Genomic DNA, 18,215 nt, shown 5'->3' with positions numbered 1-18,215 from the left:
AGCCGGTCAATTTCCCGCCAACTTCCGTCTGTGCCCATGGCTACAGGGTTATGCGAGGCTGTCCCAAGGCTTCTCACAAGGTTATCCACAGCTTTTGTGGGTAAAAATTCCCGGCTCAGCCAAAGATAGAAACTCACTGAAGCTATTAGCTTATGCTTAGTTGCATCAGTTTACCTATCGGTTAATTTCCACCACAATCGGCGCCATTCAAAATCAGGAACCGGTTTTATGGCACACGATTGTTCAGTTTTGTCGGGAGTCGGCCGATGAAAGCTTTGTTTCAGGGCTACCTCAATTCGTCATTGATTCTGCGCGTCAGCATTGCGTTGGTGTTGGGCATCGCCGTTGGGCTTATTGGTGGCCAGCCTGTGGCTGACTGGCTGGCGCCGTTTGGCGAATTGTTACTGCGTTTGCTGAAATTCCTGATTGTACCCATCGTACTGTTCACTTTAATGGTGGGTATCAACCAGGCCAATATCGGCAGTATGGGGCGGGTCGGTCGCAAACTGATGCTGTACTACATTGCCACTTCAGCGCTGGCTATTATTGTTGGGTTGGCCGTTGCAACCTGGCTCGAGCCCGGCAGTGGCATGACTCTGAATGAAAATGCGACGGTAAAAGTTCCGGACAACCCGGGCTTTGCAGCGGTGTTGCTGAACATTATTCCGAATAATATTTTTACCGCGTTTACCGAACTGAATCTGCTGGGGATTATTTTCACCGCCGTTGTATTCGGTATTGCGCTGTTAAAACTGCGGGAGTCAGAACAACACGCTGAGCTTGGCGAACACCTTTATAAGGTGATTGAGGGGCTCAGTGAAATGACCCTGAAGGTAATGGCAGGCGTGCTGCAATACGTGCCCATCGGGGTGTTTGCGATCGTGGCGAAAACCGCCGGTGAGCAGGGCATGGAAACTATTCTGGCTTTGGGCGACATGGTGGTGGTGCTGTACATTGCGCTAGCCGTTCAGTTGGTGGTGTATTGCGTGATAATGCGCGGTTTTGGTGTGAACGTACGTGAATTTTTCCGCGAAGCCAGAACGCCCATGGCGACGGCTTTCGCTACCCAGAGCAGTTCTGGCACCTTGCCGCTGACCATTACCGCAGCCCGCAAGCTGAAGATACCCCAGCGGATATATGGTTTCAGCTTGCCGTTAGGTGCAACCATTAATATGGACGGCGCTGCCATTCGCATCGCCATTTCCGCCGTATTCGCCGCCAATGTGGTGGGTGTTCCGCTGGACTTGATGACCATGGCCGAGATTGTGCTGATTGGCACGCTTACATCCATTGGCACCGCGGGCGTGCCTGGCGCCGGTATTGTGATGATTGCCACGGTGTTTGCACAGGTCGGCCTGCCGATTGAAACTGTGGCCCTGCTGGTGTCTATTGATGCCCTCGTGGGTATGGGCGCAACCGGCCTGAACGTGACCGGTGATCTGGTGGGTACGTCTGTTATTGCCCGGTCGGAGAGCCGAGATGGGAGCTGAATAATCCGGTTGTGGCCAAAAACGGTGGTTAAGGCTGTTTTTGCCACCGTTTTCTGGCCTGACAACAAGCCAACCGCAACGTTGGGCTTTATTGCTTCGATTTACATTAATCCTGATTTGCGTCTTTACGAGGTTTTTCACCGGGCATAGCGTCATCCTTATTGCTGTTCAGTTCGCCATTATCAGGCTCGTCTGACTTTTCGTTCTTTTTAGTGCCTTTATCGTTATCTTTTTGCTTCTCATCCTTATCGCTTTCCACGCTGGCCTGGCCTCCGGCATCGTTCGGCCCAATTTGCTGGCCGGTGGTGCGCGGGTAGTTGTTGCTGGGAGCGGGAAGGCCCTGAGCCAGCGCTACGGAGGGTAACAAAGCGACTGAAATGGCAGTTGAAAGTAAGAGCTTTCTCAGCATGATCGTTTTCCTCTTGTGGTGACGATGCCTGCCGGTGAGTGAAACAGGCCAGGCATCGTTTCAGAGTAGCTGACATTGCCGTTAAAATTTCCAGCTAACGAAGAGTTAAGATGGTCTTAATTATGGGCCTTTCGAGATTCTCCATTGGGCCGCGGAAAATATTACGACACGGGGCAGTGGAAGGACCGTTGCCGGAGTTTGCTGAGCCAATACGGCAATTGCACAGCCGGTTGCGTGCGAAAACACACTGGTTAAGCAATTCGGTTTGCTGGATTATGAACCAGCAAAAGCCCATGGGGATATCCCGATGGGCTTTTGCTACAGGTATTTAATTGTGCTGAATCAAGCGGCTTTAACGGCCACCTTCCGGCGCCCAAAAACAGCGCCAAGGCCCAGCAGCATCAGCCAGATTACCGCCGGTTCGGGCACGGCACGTACCGAATTGCCTGAAGCCAGCAGCGCAAAGGCTTCTAATCCTAGGAACTTATGAGCGGCGGTGGTGGGGTGTATTTCGTCCCAGAACAGATAACTGTCAGCGTTGGCGCATTCGTTTTCATTTTGGCCGAAAAAGCCCGACACAGACCGACACTGGTCGGTGGTATTGGTAATTCCTGAGGCGACGGAAGTACCGTCCAGAACAGATCCGAATATACCGAAAACATCCAGGTAAAATATAGAAGCTGAGGTAGTTGCGCTCAAACTAATCAGACGCTGCTCCAGGCCGGTATTCCAGGCTTCGCTGGCGGCTGTCGCTGCGGCGCTGTTAGCTGAGCCGGCAAACTCCGGAATCAGGCCAAGGTCCGGCAGGTTGGGCACCAGAAGCGTGCCTACACCGTTGCCTACTAACCGGCTCATAACCCCGACAAAACTGTCCAATTGGGCGTTAATGGCAGCGATCGGGTCGGTAGCGTCTGTCAGTCCACGCATGTCATTGCCGCCAGCCCAAGTGATGTAGAGGTCGTTTGCGTTTGCGCTGCCCGCTAAATCGTTGTTGTAGAGTGTTTCCTGAACCAGTATGCCGGAAGTGGCGCCAAGGAAGCCGCGATCGTTATTGATCTCGGCGCCAGCAAAGGCGTAGTTATTACCGCCGCTTTCCGAATTGGTCGCGCGTGGTATGCCCAATGCGTCAGCCAAGTATTCGTGCCATACCGGGCCGTTGGAAAAGCGGCCATTGCTACCATAGCCCACGAAGTTGGCAATAGGGGCGAAACTGCCAAATGGCACCTTGCTCCGGTTATTCCCGGTGTCAGACAAGCTATCGCCAAACACAAAAATGTCGTTAAACGACAATGGACCGGCGAGGGCTAGACTGCTAGTAAGAGTGATAGATGTGGCAAAAATGAAACGTTTAAACAGCGGGACGGTTCTGATATTTCTATTCATGAAGCACACCTTTTATAATTAGGCGCCAACAAAAAAGCTCGCCGCGACCCGGGATTGGGTGACGTCAGATAAGCAAGCAAAAGTAAAGCCGCTTCACGGAGAGTGGAAAGAAAACAATCGATTAGTAATAGGGTTGCGGGGTTTTTAAGCAGACTTCAAGAGCAGGTGTAAAAAAAGCCGACGTTTCGGCGCCAGCTTTGCTTCGATATGGGTTAATCTTCTTCGTCGTTGGCCTGCTGGCGCTCCAGCCGATCGCGCTCTTCTTCTTTGGCTGCGTCAATCACAGCCATTACTTCACCCAGGTCCGCACTGTGGGTGTCGTGAATAAAGCATCCGGTCAGCTTGCTGGTGGGGTGCAGTCGGCCACTTTCGTACAGCTCCCATATTTCTTTGCCGTAGTCGGTGTTCATCAGCTCCGGCGCGTACTTGCCAAAATAGCGGCGCATATTGTCTACGTCGCGCTCCAGCATGCGTTCGGCGTTGTTGTTGCCAGAAGCATTCACGGCCTGGGGCAGGTCGATGATAACCGGCCCCTGGTTGTCCAGCAGCACATTGAACTCCGACAAGTCGCCGTGAATCAGCCCGGCGCTGAGCATACGCACAACGTCGGCAATTACCTGTTGGTGAAAATCCAGCGCCTGTTCGCGGGTCAGTTCAACATCGCCCAGCCGTGGTGCAGCTTTGCCGTCGGCGTCGCTGATCAGTTCCATCAGCAGTACACCGTCAACAAAGCCTGATGGCCGCGGCACGCGCACACCGGCGTCCGCAAGGCGGTACAAGGCGTCTACCTCGGCGTTCAGCCAAGCATTTTCATGCTCTTTTTGGCCGAAGCGGGTTTTTTTACCCATTGCGCGGGCACGGCGGCTGTTGCGCACCTTGCGGCCTTCCTGGTATTCCACGGCCTGCTTGAAGCTGCGTTTTGACGCTTCTTTAAACACTTTGGCACAGCGAACCTGGTCGCCACACTGCACCACATATACCTGTGCTTCTTTGCCGCTCATGAGCTGATACAGCACGCTGTCTATCAGCCCGTCGTCTAAAAGGGATTGTAATCGTTTTGGTGTTTTCATAGGGCCGCAATCTTACATCAAATCGGTTTTGGTTGTGTTGATCTGTGAGAGCTACCAGCAAAGTGCATCTGACGGTAGAATCACCGGGTCTGAACCCGCGCCGGCATTTGCTTGGCACCGGTTTGTTTATCATGCTGTTTTGGAGCTTTGAAAATGCCTAGAGCAAGTGAAATCAAGAAAAACTCTGCTGTCGAGTTTGAAGGTCGGGTGTATTTTGTCAAGGACATCGAGCGGTCTGTACCTCAGGGCCGTGCCGGCGGCAGTCTTTACCGCATGCGTTTGTACGATGTGGTCACCAACAGCAAGAAAGACGAAACCTTCAAAGACGGCGATATGCTGAATCTGGCGGATTTGACCCGCCGTACTGCGTCGTTTTCTTACGCCGATGGCGAAGAATATGTGTTCATGGATACCGAAGACTACACACAGTACATGTTGAATAAAGACGCCATTGCTGAAGAACTGCTGTTTGTTACCGAAGAAACCCAAGGCATGATGGTTGTGTTGATTAAAGATACACCCGTAGCGCTGGCGCTGCCTCCCACGGTCGATTTTGAAATAATGGACACGGCTCCCTCGGTGAAAGGTGGTTCCGCCACCGCCAGAACCAAACCGGCGACTATGGTCACAGGGCTGGTGATTCAAGTGCCTGAGCATATTTCTACCGGCGACCGCATCAAAGTGAACGTTGAAGAACGTAGGTTCATGGGGCGCGCAACCGCGGAGTAACGGGCACGTGCCTGGGTGGCGCGGCGCTGGCTTTTTCTGTATTGCTTTTTGTGGCCTTCAACTGGGGCGAGCTGGGCCGACTGGCTCGTTTCGCGCTGGTCGAAGGCGCTGTGCTGTTGGCCTTTGCGGGTTACTGGCTGGCTGGGCGCGAAACCTTGGCTGGCAAGGTCGCGCTGCTTTCGACCGGTCTTCTGTTGGGCGGATTGCTGGCCCTGTTCGGGCAAACCTACCAGACCGGTGCAGACCCCTAGCAGCTGTTTTTTGTGTGGATGTTACTGCTAACACCCTTTGCCCTGATTGGCCGATTTGCACCGCTATGGGTGCTTTGGGCCGTTTTGGTTAACTTCGCCCTAACGTTGTACTTTCAGCCTAACGGCCGCTTTTCCACGGAGGCTTATGGGCAGCTGTTGTGGGTTCAGTTTGCCACCAACGCGTTCTTTTTCCAGGAAGGCGATGCTGAATACTACGAGGCCGCCAGGTACGGCCAGTTTTGGGTGAATGAACAAGGCGAACCCTTGCTGGCGGCCTTGTATAACGACGATTTGAAGCAGCTGGGCCCACCCGAAAAAACAGACCTTTGATAGCGAAAATGCCCGAACGTGCTGGAAAATACGAAACCAGGCGTGTAGGGTGGCCGGCCAAATTTCGAAACTGGCCGATACATGTCTTTAAGCAGTGCAAGCACTACCGATAACCCCTGTTCTACCGCCTTTGACTCTTCCCCCGCTGTCTCCGCAGGTGCCCACCGCTTTGGTGATCCGGTTGTACTGGTTCTAACCATTGGCTTCATTCTGCTGTTCGTCGGCTGGTCGCTGACGGATGCCGACGGTCTTGCAGCCGTGATTGATCTAGGCTTCGCCTGGACCGCCAAGTATATGGGCACCTTTTTCCAGCTGTTGCTGTTGCTGACGTTCTTCATTGCGATGGGTGTGGCTGTTAGCCGGGCCGGTGCCGCCCGCCTGGGTGGCATGGACAAGCCTGAAATCAGCACCTTCCGCTGGCTATCGATGATTCTATGCACCCTGCTGGCGGGTGGCGGTGTGTTCTTTGCCGCCGGCGAGCCGGTGTATCACTTTGTGGTAACGCCACCGGCGTTTGACACCGAAGCCGGCACGGCACAGGCCGTTGCGCCGGCTATGGCTCAGGCGTTTATGCACTGGGGCTTCCTGGCCTGGAGCGTACTTGGGTCGTTAACCGCTATGGTTCTGGCTCACGCCCACTACGTTCAGGGCAAACCTTTACAGCCGCGTACTTTGCTGTATCCGGTGTTTGGCGAGCGCATTATGAGCAGCTGGTTAGGCGGTGTTGTTGACGCCATGTGTGTCATTGCGGTGGTTGCCGGTACCGTTGGCCCCATTGGCTTTTTGGCCACACAGATGAGTTTCGGCCTGCATGAGCTGTTCGGCATAGCAGACGAATTCAGCACCCAATTGATTATTCTTGGCCTGCTGGCCGTGGTTTACATGGCATCGGCTGTCAGTGGGATTCACCGTGGTATTCAGTTGCTGAGCCGGTTCAATGTCATTCTGGCACTGGTTATCGGCGCGGTGATCTTCGCGTTCGGCCCCACCCTGTTTCTAGTCAATACCTATGTTGCGTCTATGGGCGAGTATCTGACGTCGTTCTTCGCCATGGCCACTATGACCAGTGAAACGGCGCCGGAATGGTGGATGAAGTGGTGGACGGTATTCTTCTTCGCCTGGTTTATTGGCTACACCCCGCTGATGTCGATTTTTGTAGCGCGCATTTCCCGCGGTCGCACCATTCGCCAGACTATTCTGGCGGTGTCGGTTCTGGCGCCGATCGCCACTACCATCTGGTTTACCCTGCTGGGTGGTTCGGGTGTGTATTACCAGCTCACGGGTGTGTTCGATCTGACCGAAGCGCTGAACGCGTTCCGCTTTGATCAAGCCACACTGACCGTGGCCAAGAACTTGCCCGGCGGCGTAATGATGGCCGCAGCCGTGCTGCTGTTGACCACTATTTTCGTCGCCACCACCGGTGATTCCATGAGCTACGCCATCGCCACCGTAGGCGCTGGCCACGATGAACCCCACTACGCCATTCGCGCCTTCTGGGGCGGAGCCATGGCTATCATGGCGGCGATTCTGCTGTACATGGGTGCCGGCCAGATTGGTGTGTTGCAACAGTTTATTGTGCTAACCGCAATTCCGGTGTCGCTGATTATTCTGCCGTCGCTGTGGACCGGCCCGCAGGCTGCGTTTGCCATGGCGCGAGCGCAGAAGCTGATATAGCAGGTGGGTGTTCCGTCTGGCGTTAAGCGCTATTTATAAAGAGCTATGGCCAGGCGGGGCGCACTCAGGCAGGTGGGCGCTGCATTCGGTAGCGTCTTTCCGGCCGGCCAATACTGCCATAGGTAACTTCGGCCACCAGGGTTCCGGTGCCGGTGCCGGTCATGTATTCCAGGTAGCGCCTGGCTGTGGTGCGTGATGCACCCATGGCGCTGCCTACCTCCTCAGCACTCCAGCGCTTGCCGTCGGCAATGACCTCGCGAATGCGGTCCAACGTTATCACATCAATACCTTTGGGCAGTCGGTGATGGCTGTCGTGGCCACTTTCGCCGCTATTGCGCGGGAGCAGGGCGTCTACTTCGTCCTGACCTAAATGCTTCAGCGCTGACAGGCGTTCAACGTGGTCACAGAAGCGGTTAATGGCCTCTTCCAGGCGTTCGAATATCAAGGGTTTCAGAATGTAATCAAACACCCCACCGCGCAGGGCGGTCCGCAACGTTTCTACTTCTTTGGCGGCGGTAATCAGGATCACGTCGCTGCTGCTATTACTGGCGCGCAGTTCACGCAGCAAATCTAATCCGTTGCCGTCGGGGAAATACACGTCCAGCAGTATCAGGTCAGGCTTTAATACGTCCGCCTGCTCGCGGGCATCGGCCAGGGTGTGGGCAATGCCACAAAGTTCCACCTGTTCCAGCCGCTGGATAAAGCGGCGCTGGATTTCCGCAATCTGGCGGTCGTCTTCAGCTATCAGCAGTCGGATGGGGGTCAAGGCTGGCTCCTGCCGGTGGATGATTTCGGTAAGTATAAAGTAAAGCGGCTACCGCCAGCGGCACCCAGATTTTCCACGGTCACCGAACCACCCCAACTGTCCAGAAACTGGCGCACCAGATGCAACCCAAAACCGTGATGGGTACCCGTTTTGCTGGTAACACCTTTTTCAAATATTCGGTTCTGCACCTCCGGGACTATACCCGGGCCCTGGTCTTCCACCTCGAAAATCAGTTCCTGGCCAAGATCGGTCATCGACAGCTGTACCCGGCCATTGGCACCCGTATGAAGGCGGGTGGCTTCCAGGGCGTTATCAATCAGGTTGCCAAGTACGCTTACGAGCTGTTCCCGCGGTAAGTTGTGCGGTAAGTCGGTCATCTGGCTATCCGGGTCTATGTCCAGGTGCAGGCCCATTTCACGGGCACGGTTGTGTTTGCCCAGCAGACAACCGGCAATGATGGGGTCGGGCACAGCCTCCAGTAGCAAGTGAATCAATGCCTGATGGCTGCTGACTTCGCTGCCAATAAGCCCCAGAGCGTCGTTGTAGGCGCCTAGCTGTATCAGCCCGGCGATGGTGTGCAGTTTATTGGAGTATTCGTGGGTTTGGCTGCGCAGCGTGTCGGCGTATTGCTGGATGCGGGTGAGCTGCTGGCTGACTTGATCCAGCTCGTTACGCAAACGGAAGCTGGCCACTACGCCGATTATGTCGTCGCCTTGGCGCATGGGCAGCCGGTTGACCACCATTTGGCGGTTACGCAGCCACACTTCGCGGTCAAAATCTGGCGTACCGGTGGTCAGAACGGACATCAAACCGCTCTCTGGCAGTATCTCGTGAATTGGGCGCCCAGCCACTGGCATGTCGGGATCCAGCCCCAGGGTGACCAGAGCTGCACGATTCACTGTGGTAATAATGCCTTCGCGGTTAATGGCGATAATGCCTTCTCGCACCGATTGCAGCGTCGCGTTGCGTTCCTGGAACAGGCCGGCGATTTCCTCCGGTTCGAGGCCAAAAATAGCGCGCTTGAAACGGCTGGCAATCATTACCGCGGCCAGAATGCTGACCAGCAAAACGACGCCTAAAACTCCGTAAAGCACAAAATTGTAGCGCTGCACCGTGGCCTCTACCTGGCTTACGCTGTATCCCACCGACACGATTCCAATAATGGCACCGCTGCCGGGTTCGAACACCGGTGCTTTGCCTCGCATGGATTCGCCCAGGTTGCCGAGCGCACGGGCGACATAGCCCTTGCCCTCCACCAGTGCACGGCGGCCATAATCACCTTCGTCGTCGGCCATGGAGCGTCCGATGCGCTCGGGGGAAGGGTGCGCCAGGCGAATGGCGTCGTGATCGCCAATCACAATAAACAGAGCTTCGTTTGTTTGGGCCAGGGTGCGGGTGAGGGTGTTGAGGTCGTCAAGATTCCGCTGCTGTATACCGCGGATAACCGCAGGGCTGGCGGCAATGGTTTTGGCGACCATCAAGGCGCGTTGGCCAATCTCGTTGTACAGGGATTCGCTGAGGTAATAACCGGCAAACACGCCAATAAATACGGTCTGTAGAGCGCTCACCAGGCCAAGGGTGAGAATCATGCGGGTTTTAAGTTTCGTGCGTCGCTTTAAAGGCATAGGCGTCCGTCAGCTTGGTCTGTCGACGCTGCGCGCCCGAATTTGTCAGGGTAAAACACCGTATGCGGTTTTGCCCGTGAACTTTATGCACAAAATGAACGTTAGTTTTTTTATATCCGTTACGCCCGCAAGCTTCAGCAACTACGCATTGCCTTCTACTGTGTTTACTGAAACAACCTTTTGAATGAAACAGCAAGGTGGCGTATATGTTTATTAAAAGAACAATAACATTCGCGGCGGCGGCCGCTTTCAGTATGTCTGCCATGGCCTGGCAGCCCAGCGGCAAAGTAGAGTGCCTGGCTCCGGCTGACCCGGGCGGCGGCTGGGATTTCACCTGCCGCAGCGTTGGCAACGTTATGCAGCAGCTTAAGCTGGTAGAAGGCTCTGTACAAACCGTCAACATGGCTGGCGCCGGCGGCGGCGTAGCTTATGCCCACACGGTCAGCAAGCGTAAAAACGATGACAAGCTGATTGTTGCGGCGTCTACCGCGACCACCACACGCCTGGCGCAGAAGCAGTTTCCGGGCATGGACGCGTCTATGGTGAAGTGGATCGGCGCCCTGGGAGCCGACTACGGCATTATCGCCGTGAGCAAAGATTCCGAGTACCAAAATCTGAACCAGTTGATGGATGCGCTGAAAGAAGACCCGCGCGCGGTGAAGTTTGCTGGCGGCAGTGCTCGCGGCGGTTGGGACCACTTGAAAGTGCTGATTGCAGCAAAAGCGGCGGGTGCCGACAAGCTGCCTTCCATTCCTTATCTGTCTTATAACAACGGCGGCGAAGCCATGACCCAGGTAGTGGGTGGCCATGTAGATGCCTTTACCGGTGACGTATCTGAAGCGACCGGCTTTATGGAATCGGGCGATTTGCGCGTACTGGCGGTGCTTTCCGAAGAGCGCCTGCCGGGCAAATTTGGCAACATACCTACCGCCCGCGAACAGGGTATTGACGCGCTTGGCCCTAACTGGCGCGGGTTTTATATGCCCAAAGACACCTCGGAAGAAGCTCAGCAATACTGGGTAGAGGCGATGGACACTATTTACGCCAGCGAAGAATGGAAAGCCGTGATGAAAAGCAACGGCCTGATTCCGTTCCATCCCAAGGCCAGCGAGTTTGAGAGCTTTGTAACCAATCAGGTGCAGGACATTGAAAACCTGTCCCGAGAAATTGGTCTGTTAAAATGACCGGCGTGGGCGACCGTATTCTGGGCTTGTGCCTGCTGGTAGTGGCGGTTGCCTATGGCTGGGTAGCACAGCAATGGCCTGAACCCTTCGGCGGAGCCGAGGGCGTAGGGCCAGAAACTTTCCCCACCATTCTGGCGGTTGTTCTGGTGGTGGGCAGCCTGTACCTGATGATCAAACCAGACGCCGATGCCAAATGGCCGGTGGGCAAGTCCGCTTTGGAACTGGTGATTTCGATCATTGTGCTGGTGGTTTATGCGCTGCTGCTTGAGCCATTGGGCTTTATTATATCCACCACGTTGGCAGTCGGCGTTTTAAGTTGGCGCATGGGTGCGCCGCCACGGCGGGCATTTGTGACCGGTTTAATCAGTGCCGTGGTGGTGTTTGGATTGTTCAACTATGGCTTGTCGCTGAGCCTGCCTAACGGCCTGCTGGGAGGCTTCTAACCATGGAAACTATTGGTTTTCTGATGGACGGGTTTGCGGTGGCGCTAACGCCGTATAATCTTATGTTTGCGTTGTTCGGCGCTTTTGCGGGCACCCTGATTGGCTGCTTGCCAGGTCTGGGGCCTGCTAACGGCGTTGCCATTCTTATTCCGCTGGCTTTCACCCTGGGGCTGCCGCCGGAAACGGCGATGATTCTGCTGACCTCGGTGTATGCCGGCGCTATGTACGGCGGGCGAATTTCGTCCATCCTGCTCAACATACCGGGCGACGAGCCGGCCATGATGACCTGCCTGGACGGCTATCCCATGGCGCAACAAGGTCGAGCGGCGGATGCCCTCGCGATTTCAGCGATTGCGTCCTTCGCGGGGAGTCTGATCGGCACGATAGGGCTGATCATATTGGCACCGGTGTTGGCGCGATTCGCACTGACCTTCGGGCCGGTGGAATACTTCGCTCTGTTTTTGCTGGCGTTCGCCACTCTTGGCGGCATAACCGGCAAAAATCCGATGAAAACGGTGATTGCTGCAGTGCTTGGCATCATGATTTCCACCGTGGGTATCGACATATCCACTGGCACCCAGCGTTATACCGCTGGTGTGTTGGAGCTGTATGAAGGTATCGACTTCATATTGGCGATTGTTGGGCTGTTCGCCATATCCGAGCTGTTGTTTTTTGTTGAAGCACGAATGGGCAAAGGCCGCAGCAAAGTGAAGGTGGGGAAACTGACGCTGAGTTTCAAAGAAATTGTGTCGACTATTCCCACCCAACTGCGCGGTGGTGTGCTCGGTTTTATTGCCGGTGTGCTGCCGGGGGCGGGTGCGTCTTTGGGCAGCTTTATCAGCTACACCCTGGAAAAGTCTGTGATCGGCAAAAAAGGTCGCTTTGGCGAAGGTGACATTCGCGGTGTTGTGGCGCCGGAAGCGGGCAACAACGGTGCGGCATCGGGTGCTTTGGTACCCATGCTGACCCTGGGAGTGCCGGGTAGTGGTACCACAGCGGTGTTGCTGGCCATGCTGATTTCCCTGAATATCACGCCGGGGCCGTTAATGTTCACCCAGAACGCTGACATTGTGTGGGGGGTGATTGCTGCGCTGTTGATTGGCAACGTATTGCTGCTGATACTGAACATTCCGATGATTGGAGTGTTTGTGCGGTTGTTATCAGTGCCGCCGATGTACCTGCTACCGATTGTGACCATGGTAGCGTTTGTGGGTATTTACTCCATCAGCCACAGCACCTTTGATCTGTACTTCATGATTGTGTTTGGAGTTGGCGGGTTTATTCTGCGCAAACTGGAAATTCCCATGGTCCCCATTATTCTAGGCCTGCTATTGGGGCCAGAAATGGAAAAGAACCTGGGTCACGCGTTGATATTGTCTGACGGAGACTGGATGACACTCTGGTCCAGCCCTTTGGCCATTGGTTTGTGGCTGGTTGCTGGTTTGGGTCTGGTATTGCCAACGCTGGTTGGGCCAACACTGCGCCGGCGTATGCGCAACTCAATTAAGGAGGGCCCGGTGAGCGACTAAACGCTCCGGTAAACCGCAATGGCGGATAGATTACGCAAGTTGCACCGGGCTTTGCCCGGTGTTTTTTATTGAAAAACCGTTACACTCAAACGAATTTGTTCCTACCGCTCAGGATGTTATGTCAGATCTTTCCCTAATTCAGTACGGTTTGATTGCGCTAATCTTCATTTGGAGCGGTTTTGTACGCTCCGGGCTGGGCTTCGGTGGGGCCGTGTTGTCGTTACCGTTTTTGCTGCTGGTGCAAGACGAACCGCTGGTTTTTTTGCCGCTCATAGCCGTTCACCTGCTGGTGTTTTCATCACTCACCATTTGGATGAACAACCGCCGCAGTCAAAGCCAGAAAGGTGGTAAAAACAGTCAGACATTAACGGGCTTTGGCCCGGATGCAGCCGCAACAGCTTCGGAAGGCACGGTGGATTGGCCGTACCTGTGGCGTATGCTTCGCATTATGATCATACCCAAACTGATTGGCGTGTTTGGCCTGTTTACGCTGCCAGCGAATGTATTGAGCGCCATCATCTTTGTGATTGTTGCGGTTTATTCGGTGTCTTATATCCTCAACCGGCCTTTTCGCAGCAAAAGCAAAGCAGTAGACGTGGGCTTGCTGATGGCCGGTGGTTACATCAGCGGTACCTCGCTGATTGGAGCACCGCTGATTATTGCGGTAGCGGCGCAGCATTTGCCCCGGGAAAAACTGCGAGACACCTTATTTGGACTCTGGTTTATTCTGGTGTTTATCAAGCTGGCGGCGTTTATTTGGGTTGGGCTGGACCTGCAGCTGATTCACCATCTGTGGCTGTTGCCTTGTGCCGCTATCGGCCATGTAATAGGTCTACGTTTTCACGACCGTATTTTGAAAGCCGAAACGCCGGTGTTTTTCCGCCTGCTGGGAATTGTGCTGTTAATCGTCAGCAGTGTGGGCATGGTCAGCGTGCTGCTATAGAAGATTCATGTTGGAAAATTTAAGCGCCGCGTCGCTGTAAATGTTTAAAGGATGGTTATGACGGTTCTGAATCTGGCGTTGTTGTCGGTGTTTTTGCCCACCTTTTTTGTGGTGTCTATCACACCCGGCATGTGTATGACCCTGGCGTTGTCGCTGGGCATTACGGTGGGTGTGCGCCGGGCGCTATGGATGATGGCCGGCGAACTGCTGGGCGTTGGTGTTGTGGCCATTGCGTCGGCTGTGGGCGTGGCTACGTTTATGCTGGGTTACCCCACGGTGTTTGAAGTTGCCAAGTACGCGGGCGGTGCCTATTTGATATGGCTGGGCGTACAGATGTGGCGTTCCCGGGGCAAAATGGCGATGCCGGGAGAAGGCGCGATATTGCCCAGCAGCACTCGCTGGCAGTTGGCCATGCAGGGTTTTGTAACAGCCATTGCCAATCCCAAAGGCTGGGCGTTTCTGGTGGTATTGCTGCCGCCGTTTATAGACAGCTCGCTGCCAATGGCGCCGCAGCTTACGGCGCTGATACTGATTATTTTGAGCATGGAATTTTTGTGCTTGCTACTCTATGCCAATGGCGGGCGCACCTTGCGTAGGGCGCTGCGCAGTGGCGATAAAGTAAGGCTGGCCAATCGAATTTCGGGCAGTCTGATGATACTTGTGGGTGTTTGGTTGGCTTTGGGCTGAACGGACCGTTAACCGGCAGGGTTTTGGGAAAATGCGTTAAAGCGCGGCGTAGCGGCGATGCAGAATCTCCACCCTTTTTACGTAAGCCCGGGTTTCTGCGTAGGGCGGAATGCCATTGTGGCGGCTGACTGCGCCAGGGCCCGCGTTATATGCCGCGGTGGCCAGCTTGGTGTCGCCACGGAAACGAACCAGCATTTGCGCCAGATAGTTTGCGCCACCGCGAATATTTTCTTCTGCAACCATGGCGTTGACCACTCCAAGTTCGTCAGCCGTGGCGGGCATTAACTGCATCAGACCCTGCGCGCCTTTGGGCGATAGTGCCCTGGGGTTGAATGCGGATTCGGCGTGAATAACGGCGCGAACCAGCGCGGGGTCTACATCGAACTCTTTGGCAGCCGTCGCAATCTGTTCATTGTAGCGGGATGCAAACAGCGGTGTGGTATCCCAATTCACCGTAGACGAAGGGTCGCAGGCGAAGCAGTGAAAGCGAATCACCGAAAACGTGGTGTTCGCCGGGCGTTCGCCGCTGTAGGACACCACGCCGTATTGGTCTTGATAACGGTACACCGTGGCTGCGCCATCCGACGCCAGCGGGCTGTCGATTTTTACATTGGAGAACTCCACGCTGCCATCGCTGTGCACAATGCGCTTAATGGTATCGCCATGGGTCGCTCCGCTGGCAAATACCAGAAAAAGTGCGAGAAGCGGATAGCAAAACGTGTGGGCGTATTTCATAGCTATAAAGTATATCGCTTCAACAAGGGTTATTCCTCAAGTGTAATACCGATCCAGCCCTTCAATCTCTGACCCGGTCAGCATTCTGAAGCTACCCTCCGCCAAATTGCTGTTTAATTGCAAGTGGCCAATCCCTTCCCGGTGTAGCGCAATGACCCGATTGCCTGTGGCGTGAAACATGCGTTTCACCTGGTGATAGCGGCCTTCATAAATAGTCAGCCTTGCCAGTGTTGGTGCCAGTAATTCAAGCGTGGCGGGCGCTGTGGTTAGCTGCTCGTATTCGAACCAGATACCCTCAGTAAAGCGCAGCGCCGTGTCGGGCCCAATCGGGTAGGCGGTTGTTACCCGATAAACCTTGGCAATGCCCATGCCGGGCAGCGTTAATTGCCGTGACCAGGTGCCGTTGTTGGTCAGTATCATCAGGCCGGTAGTGGCGCGATCCAGCCGGCCGGCAATGTGCAGGCCTTGGCTCAAAGCGGGAGGTAGCAATTGTAGAACCGTAGGGTGCGTATCATCTTCGGTAGCGCTAAGATAACCTGCGGGTTTGTGCAGCATAATGTAATGGGCACAATGGCCCTGCTGTACGGTTTTACCGTTGACCCTGACCACCGCAAATTCGTCCACATCGGCGTCTGCCATACGGCAAATCAGGTCGTTAACGTGCACCTGGCCGGTGGCAATCAGCCAATTCGCTTTTTTGCGGCTGATATTGGGTTGGTTGCTGACAATACGGGAAAGTTTCATGGCGCTCATGGTATAGACTGTAACAACCGGCCTGAAGCCGGACATCTGACATCATACGAGGAAATTACATGGCATTCTCTGCAGAACACCTGGCCGAGCTGAATCTTTTAACCCAGTTCGATTCGTCGTCCGCCCAGGAGGGTATCAAAGTACATCGCAATGAGGCCGCCCCGGAGCTGGTTTCGGCGGCAGAGCGCTTGTTCAATAAAGGACTGATTACCCGCGACGACGGCGGCTACCTGACCGCATTGGGTAGCGAAGCGATCGAGCAGGCACAAATGCTGCTTGCGATACTGAGCAGTAAATAGTCCGTTAATCCCTGATTTCTCTGATTATAAAACCCTGTACTTCGGGCTGCGCTACGGGCGCAGAACCCGGGGTTTTTTTATTGCCTGCTGCACAGTGGAGAGTCCCAGTGCCCGAACAGACCAAAGGCGTGTGGTACGGCATATGCGCCTACACTATCTGGGGCTCATTCCCGCTATTTTTTGCGCTGTTCCAGGACGTACCGGCCCTTGAGATTCTGGTGCACCGGATTATCTGGTCCTGTATTTTTTTGGCCATCGTCATTTCCGGATTAAGGCGTTGGCAGCCGGTGAAAGACGCTTTTGCCAACCCGCGACAACTCTGGCGTGTGTTGGGCTGCGCGTTGCTTATAGCGCTTAACTGGGGCGTGTACATCTACGCCGTTGAAACCCACCACGTGTTGCAGGCCAGCCTGGGTTATTTTCTGACGCCGCTGGTGAATGTCGCCTTGGGCATGGTGATATTGCGCGAAAAAATGGGGCGCTGGCAGATGGCAGCGGTCGCTATCGCAGGCGTCGGCATCGCGCTCCAGCTGCTGATGCTGGGCGAGCTACCCTGGATTAGCCTGGTATTGGCATTCAGTTTTGGCGTGTATGGGCTTCTGCGCAAGCAGATCCAGCTAGACGGTTTATCCGGTTTATTCGTGGAAACTCTCCTGCTGCTGCCTTTGGGCTTAATGACCTTTGGCTGGCTGACCACATCGGGCGCTTCGAACTTTACCCGGGATTTGCCCACCGGCAGCCTGTTGATGGCCAGCGGCGTGTTAACGGCCATTCCCCTGTTGTTGTTCGCCGGCGCCGCGCGACGCCTGAGGTTGGCCACGGTGGGCTTTCTGATGTACATAAACCCGACGCTGCAGTTCGTGATCGCCCTGTTGGTTTTCAACGAGCCTCTGAGCCCTATTCAGTTAACAAGTTTTATGGTGATCTGGCTGGCGCTGATTGTGTACAGTATTTCCTCGTGGCAGGGCAGGGTACGAAGGGCAGCATGAGCCTGCACGCGATTCACCGATGGTAGCGCCCTGAGGAACATCCGATGACATACTGGCTGGTTGCAAATCCTGAGGCTGGTGACGGCAAACGTGGCCGTGAATACTGGTTGAACATGCTTCAGAACGCGGGGATCCACAACCCGGAATGCTGTGACCTGGGCGATCAGCGCTGGATGAAGCGGGTTCAGCCTGACGACGTGGTGATGGTGGCCGGTGGTGATGGTGGCCGGTGGCGATGGTTCGGTTAATCGCGGTGCCGAATTGTGCCTTGAAAAACAGGCCACGCTGGCGGTATTGCCGTCCGGAACGGCTAACGACTTTGCCCGTAATCTGGGCCTGCCTGATGACTCCAAACAGCTGTGTCAGTTGATTGTCCGAGGCACGACTTTACAAGTGGACGTCGCTGAATACGGAAATAAACTGTTTTTGAACGTTGCACACATTGGCCTTGGTAGCGTGTCGGCTACAGAATCTCGGGGGCCGGTTAAGAAGTTCTTGGGGCGATTCAGTTATGGTATCGAGTTGCTACGACGGCTTGGTACCAAACGTGGTTTTCACGCTTCTGTGCGCTGTGGCGGGGGAGTTGTTAAGGGGCGCTGGCTTTCTATCGCAGTCGGCAGCGGTGCGTTTTTTGGCGGTGGTAACGAGATGCCTGAAACCGCCGCCGATGATGGCCTTTTGCACGTTATTCTGGTGAAACCAAGACCGATTCCGCAGTTGCTGATGACGTTTTTTATGGTTCGCCTTACCGGAAAAACACCAAACCGAACCGAACCAGCACGATTGTCCATTTGCAAGGTCGTGACTGCCATATTGAAACCCGCACATCGCGGGTTTTTACCGCCGATGGCGATGAGGCTGGTGAAACGCCGGTCAGTTTTGAATGCCGCGCGGGGTGTTTGCGCGTAATAGGGACGAGCATTGTC

21 protein-coding genes are annotated in these 18,215 nt (G+C 54.9%); 14 read left to right on the top strand and 7 right to left on the bottom strand.

What is annotated here, in order from left to right; translation table 11 throughout:
- Positions 1–266 precede the first annotated feature (266 nt).
- The gene (locus tag ATG98_RS02810; RefSeq protein WP_098422094.1) at positions 267–1,490 is read left to right on the top strand and encodes a dicarboxylate/amino acid:cation symporter; all 1,224 of its coding nucleotides are present in this window, start codon (positions 267–269) and stop codon (positions 1,488–1,490) included.
- A gap of 106 nt (positions 1,491–1,596) precedes the next feature.
- Here the strand turns inward: ATG98_RS02810 and ATG98_RS02805 are convergent, their stop codons facing one another.
- The 3 genes from ATG98_RS02805 to ATG98_RS02795 all read right to left on the bottom strand — a co-directional run bounded on the left by ATG98_RS02805 (position 1,597) and on the right by ATG98_RS02795 (position 4,352).
- Positions 1,597–1,899, bottom strand: coding sequence for a hypothetical protein (locus ATG98_RS02805; protein WP_098422093.1), 303 nt, complete (start codon positions 1,897–1,899; stop codon positions 1,597–1,599).
- Between the two features lie 342 nt (positions 1,900–2,241).
- Positions 2,242–3,282 (bottom strand): SGNH/GDSL hydrolase family protein, encoded by a 1,041-nt coding sequence (locus ATG98_RS02800; RefSeq protein WP_098422092.1) that lies wholly within the window; start codon positions 3,280–3,282, stop codon positions 2,242–2,244.
- Between the two features lie 212 nt (positions 3,283–3,494).
- The gene (locus ATG98_RS02795) at positions 3,495–4,352 is read right to left on the bottom strand and encodes a PA4780 family RIO1-like protein kinase (RefSeq protein ID WP_098419405.1); all 858 of its coding nucleotides are present in this window, start codon (positions 4,350–4,352) and stop codon (positions 3,495–3,497) included.
- Between the two features lie 153 nt (positions 4,353–4,505).
- On the opposite strand from ATG98_RS02795, the gene yeiP reads away from it, so the two are divergent.
- The 4 genes from yeiP to ATG98_RS02775 all read left to right on the top strand — a co-directional run bounded on the left by yeiP (position 4,506) and on the right by ATG98_RS02775 (position 7,336).
- Entirely contained in the window at positions 4,506–5,081 is a 576-nt protein-coding gene (gene yeiP / locus ATG98_RS02785; protein ID WP_098422091.1) for an elongation factor P-like protein YeiP, read from the top strand.
- 11 nt (positions 5,082–5,092) lie between these two features.
- On the top strand, positions 5,093–5,332 hold the full coding sequence (locus tag ATG98_RS22160) for a DUF2157 domain-containing protein (RefSeq protein ID WP_228706240.1): 240 nt from the start codon (positions 5,093–5,095) through the stop codon (positions 5,330–5,332).
- A gap of 18 nt (positions 5,333–5,350) precedes the next feature.
- Complete coding sequence (locus tag ATG98_RS22155) at positions 5,351–5,662, top strand: GDYXXLXY domain-containing protein (protein WP_323807667.1); 312 nt, start codon at positions 5,351–5,353, stop codon at positions 5,660–5,662.
- Positions 5,663–5,743: 81 nt separating this feature from the next.
- Entirely contained in the window at positions 5,744–7,336 is a 1,593-nt protein-coding gene (locus tag ATG98_RS02775) for a BCCT family transporter (protein ID WP_098419402.1), read from the top strand.
- A 64-nt stretch (positions 7,337–7,400) separates the two neighbouring features.
- On the opposite strand, the gene ATG98_RS02770 is transcribed toward ATG98_RS02775, so the two are convergent.
- Positions 7,401–8,102: a response regulator gene (locus ATG98_RS02770; RefSeq protein ID WP_098422090.1), complete on the bottom strand. Its 702-nt coding sequence runs from the start codon at positions 8,100–8,102 to the stop codon at positions 7,401–7,403.
- Complete coding sequence (locus tag ATG98_RS02765) at positions 8,099–9,727, bottom strand: ATP-binding protein (RefSeq protein ID WP_098422089.1); 1,629 nt, start codon at positions 9,725–9,727, stop codon at positions 8,099–8,101. The genes ATG98_RS02770 and ATG98_RS02765 overlap by 4 nt, the downstream gene beginning before the upstream one ends.
- Before the next feature lie 206 nt (positions 9,728–9,933).
- Between ATG98_RS02765 and ATG98_RS02760 the strand changes: the two genes are divergently transcribed.
- The 5 genes from ATG98_RS02760 to ATG98_RS02740 all read left to right on the top strand — a co-directional run bounded on the left by ATG98_RS02760 (position 9,934) and on the right by ATG98_RS02740 (position 14,513).
- Positions 9,934–10,911, top strand: coding sequence for a Bug family tripartite tricarboxylate transporter substrate binding protein (locus ATG98_RS02760; RefSeq protein ID WP_098422088.1), 978 nt, complete (start codon positions 9,934–9,936; stop codon positions 10,909–10,911).
- The gene (locus ATG98_RS02755) at positions 10,908–11,354 is read left to right on the top strand and encodes a tripartite tricarboxylate transporter TctB family protein (RefSeq protein ID WP_098422087.1); all 447 of its coding nucleotides are present in this window, start codon (positions 10,908–10,910) and stop codon (positions 11,352–11,354) included. The genes ATG98_RS02760 and ATG98_RS02755 overlap by 4 nt, the downstream gene beginning before the upstream one ends.
- A gap of 2 nt (positions 11,355–11,356) precedes the next feature.
- The gene (locus ATG98_RS02750; RefSeq protein WP_098422086.1) at positions 11,357–12,883 is read left to right on the top strand and encodes a tripartite tricarboxylate transporter permease; all 1,527 of its coding nucleotides are present in this window, start codon (positions 11,357–11,359) and stop codon (positions 12,881–12,883) included.
- Between the two features lie 118 nt (positions 12,884–13,001).
- Positions 13,002–13,826, top strand: coding sequence for a sulfite exporter TauE/SafE family protein (locus ATG98_RS02745; RefSeq protein ID WP_098424355.1), 825 nt, complete (start codon positions 13,002–13,004; stop codon positions 13,824–13,826).
- Positions 13,827–13,883: 57 nt separating this feature from the next.
- Positions 13,884–14,513 carry a LysE family translocator gene (locus ATG98_RS02740; RefSeq protein ID WP_098422085.1) on the top strand — a complete coding sequence of 210 codons (630 nt, stop codon included), beginning with the start codon at positions 13,884–13,886 and terminating at the stop codon, positions 14,511–14,513.
- Positions 14,514–14,549: 36 nt separating this feature from the next.
- Here ATG98_RS02740 and ATG98_RS02735 read toward each other — a convergent pair whose 3' ends face one another.
- Positions 14,550–15,248, bottom strand: coding sequence for a lytic transglycosylase domain-containing protein (locus tag ATG98_RS02735; RefSeq protein ID WP_098422084.1), 699 nt, complete (start codon positions 15,246–15,248; stop codon positions 14,550–14,552).
- Between the two features lie 36 nt (positions 15,249–15,284).
- A complete protein-coding gene (locus tag ATG98_RS02730; protein ID WP_098424354.1) occupies positions 15,285–15,992 on the bottom strand; it encodes a pseudouridine synthase in 708 nt (235 codons plus the stop codon).
- A 68-nt stretch (positions 15,993–16,060) separates the two neighbouring features.
- Here ATG98_RS02730 and ATG98_RS02725 point away from each other — a divergent pair, with 68 nt between their 5' ends.
- From ATG98_RS02725 to ATG98_RS02715, 4 genes are all read left to right on the top strand, one after another.
- The gene (locus ATG98_RS02725) at positions 16,061–16,300 is read left to right on the top strand and encodes a TIGR02647 family protein (RefSeq protein WP_098419397.1); all 240 of its coding nucleotides are present in this window, start codon (positions 16,061–16,063) and stop codon (positions 16,298–16,300) included.
- A 107-nt stretch (positions 16,301–16,407) separates the two neighbouring features.
- Positions 16,408–17,289: an EamA family transporter RarD gene (rarD, locus tag ATG98_RS02720; RefSeq protein WP_098419396.1), complete on the top strand. Its 882-nt coding sequence runs from the start codon at positions 16,408–16,410 to the stop codon at positions 17,287–17,289.
- A gap of 44 nt (positions 17,290–17,333) precedes the next feature.
- The gene (locus tag ATG98_RS22150) at positions 17,334–17,537 is read left to right on the top strand and encodes a hypothetical protein (protein WP_228706002.1); all 204 of its coding nucleotides are present in this window, start codon (positions 17,334–17,336) and stop codon (positions 17,535–17,537) included.
- On the top strand, positions 17,509–18,198 hold the full coding sequence (locus ATG98_RS02715; protein ID WP_228706239.1) for a diacylglycerol/lipid kinase family protein: 690 nt from the start codon (positions 17,509–17,511) through the stop codon (positions 18,196–18,198). Before ATG98_RS22150 ends, ATG98_RS02715 begins: the two co-directional genes overlap by 29 nt.
- Positions 18,199–18,215 lie beyond the last annotated feature (17 nt).

Origin of the sequence: Marinobacter sp. LV10R520-4 (assembly GCF_002563815.1) — a bacterium.
Lineage (GTDB): Bacteria > Pseudomonadota > Gammaproteobacteria > Pseudomonadales > Oleiphilaceae > Marinobacter.
The sequence above is the reverse complement of the archived record's forward strand: the minus strand, read 5'-3'. Positions and strand labels throughout refer to the sequence as shown.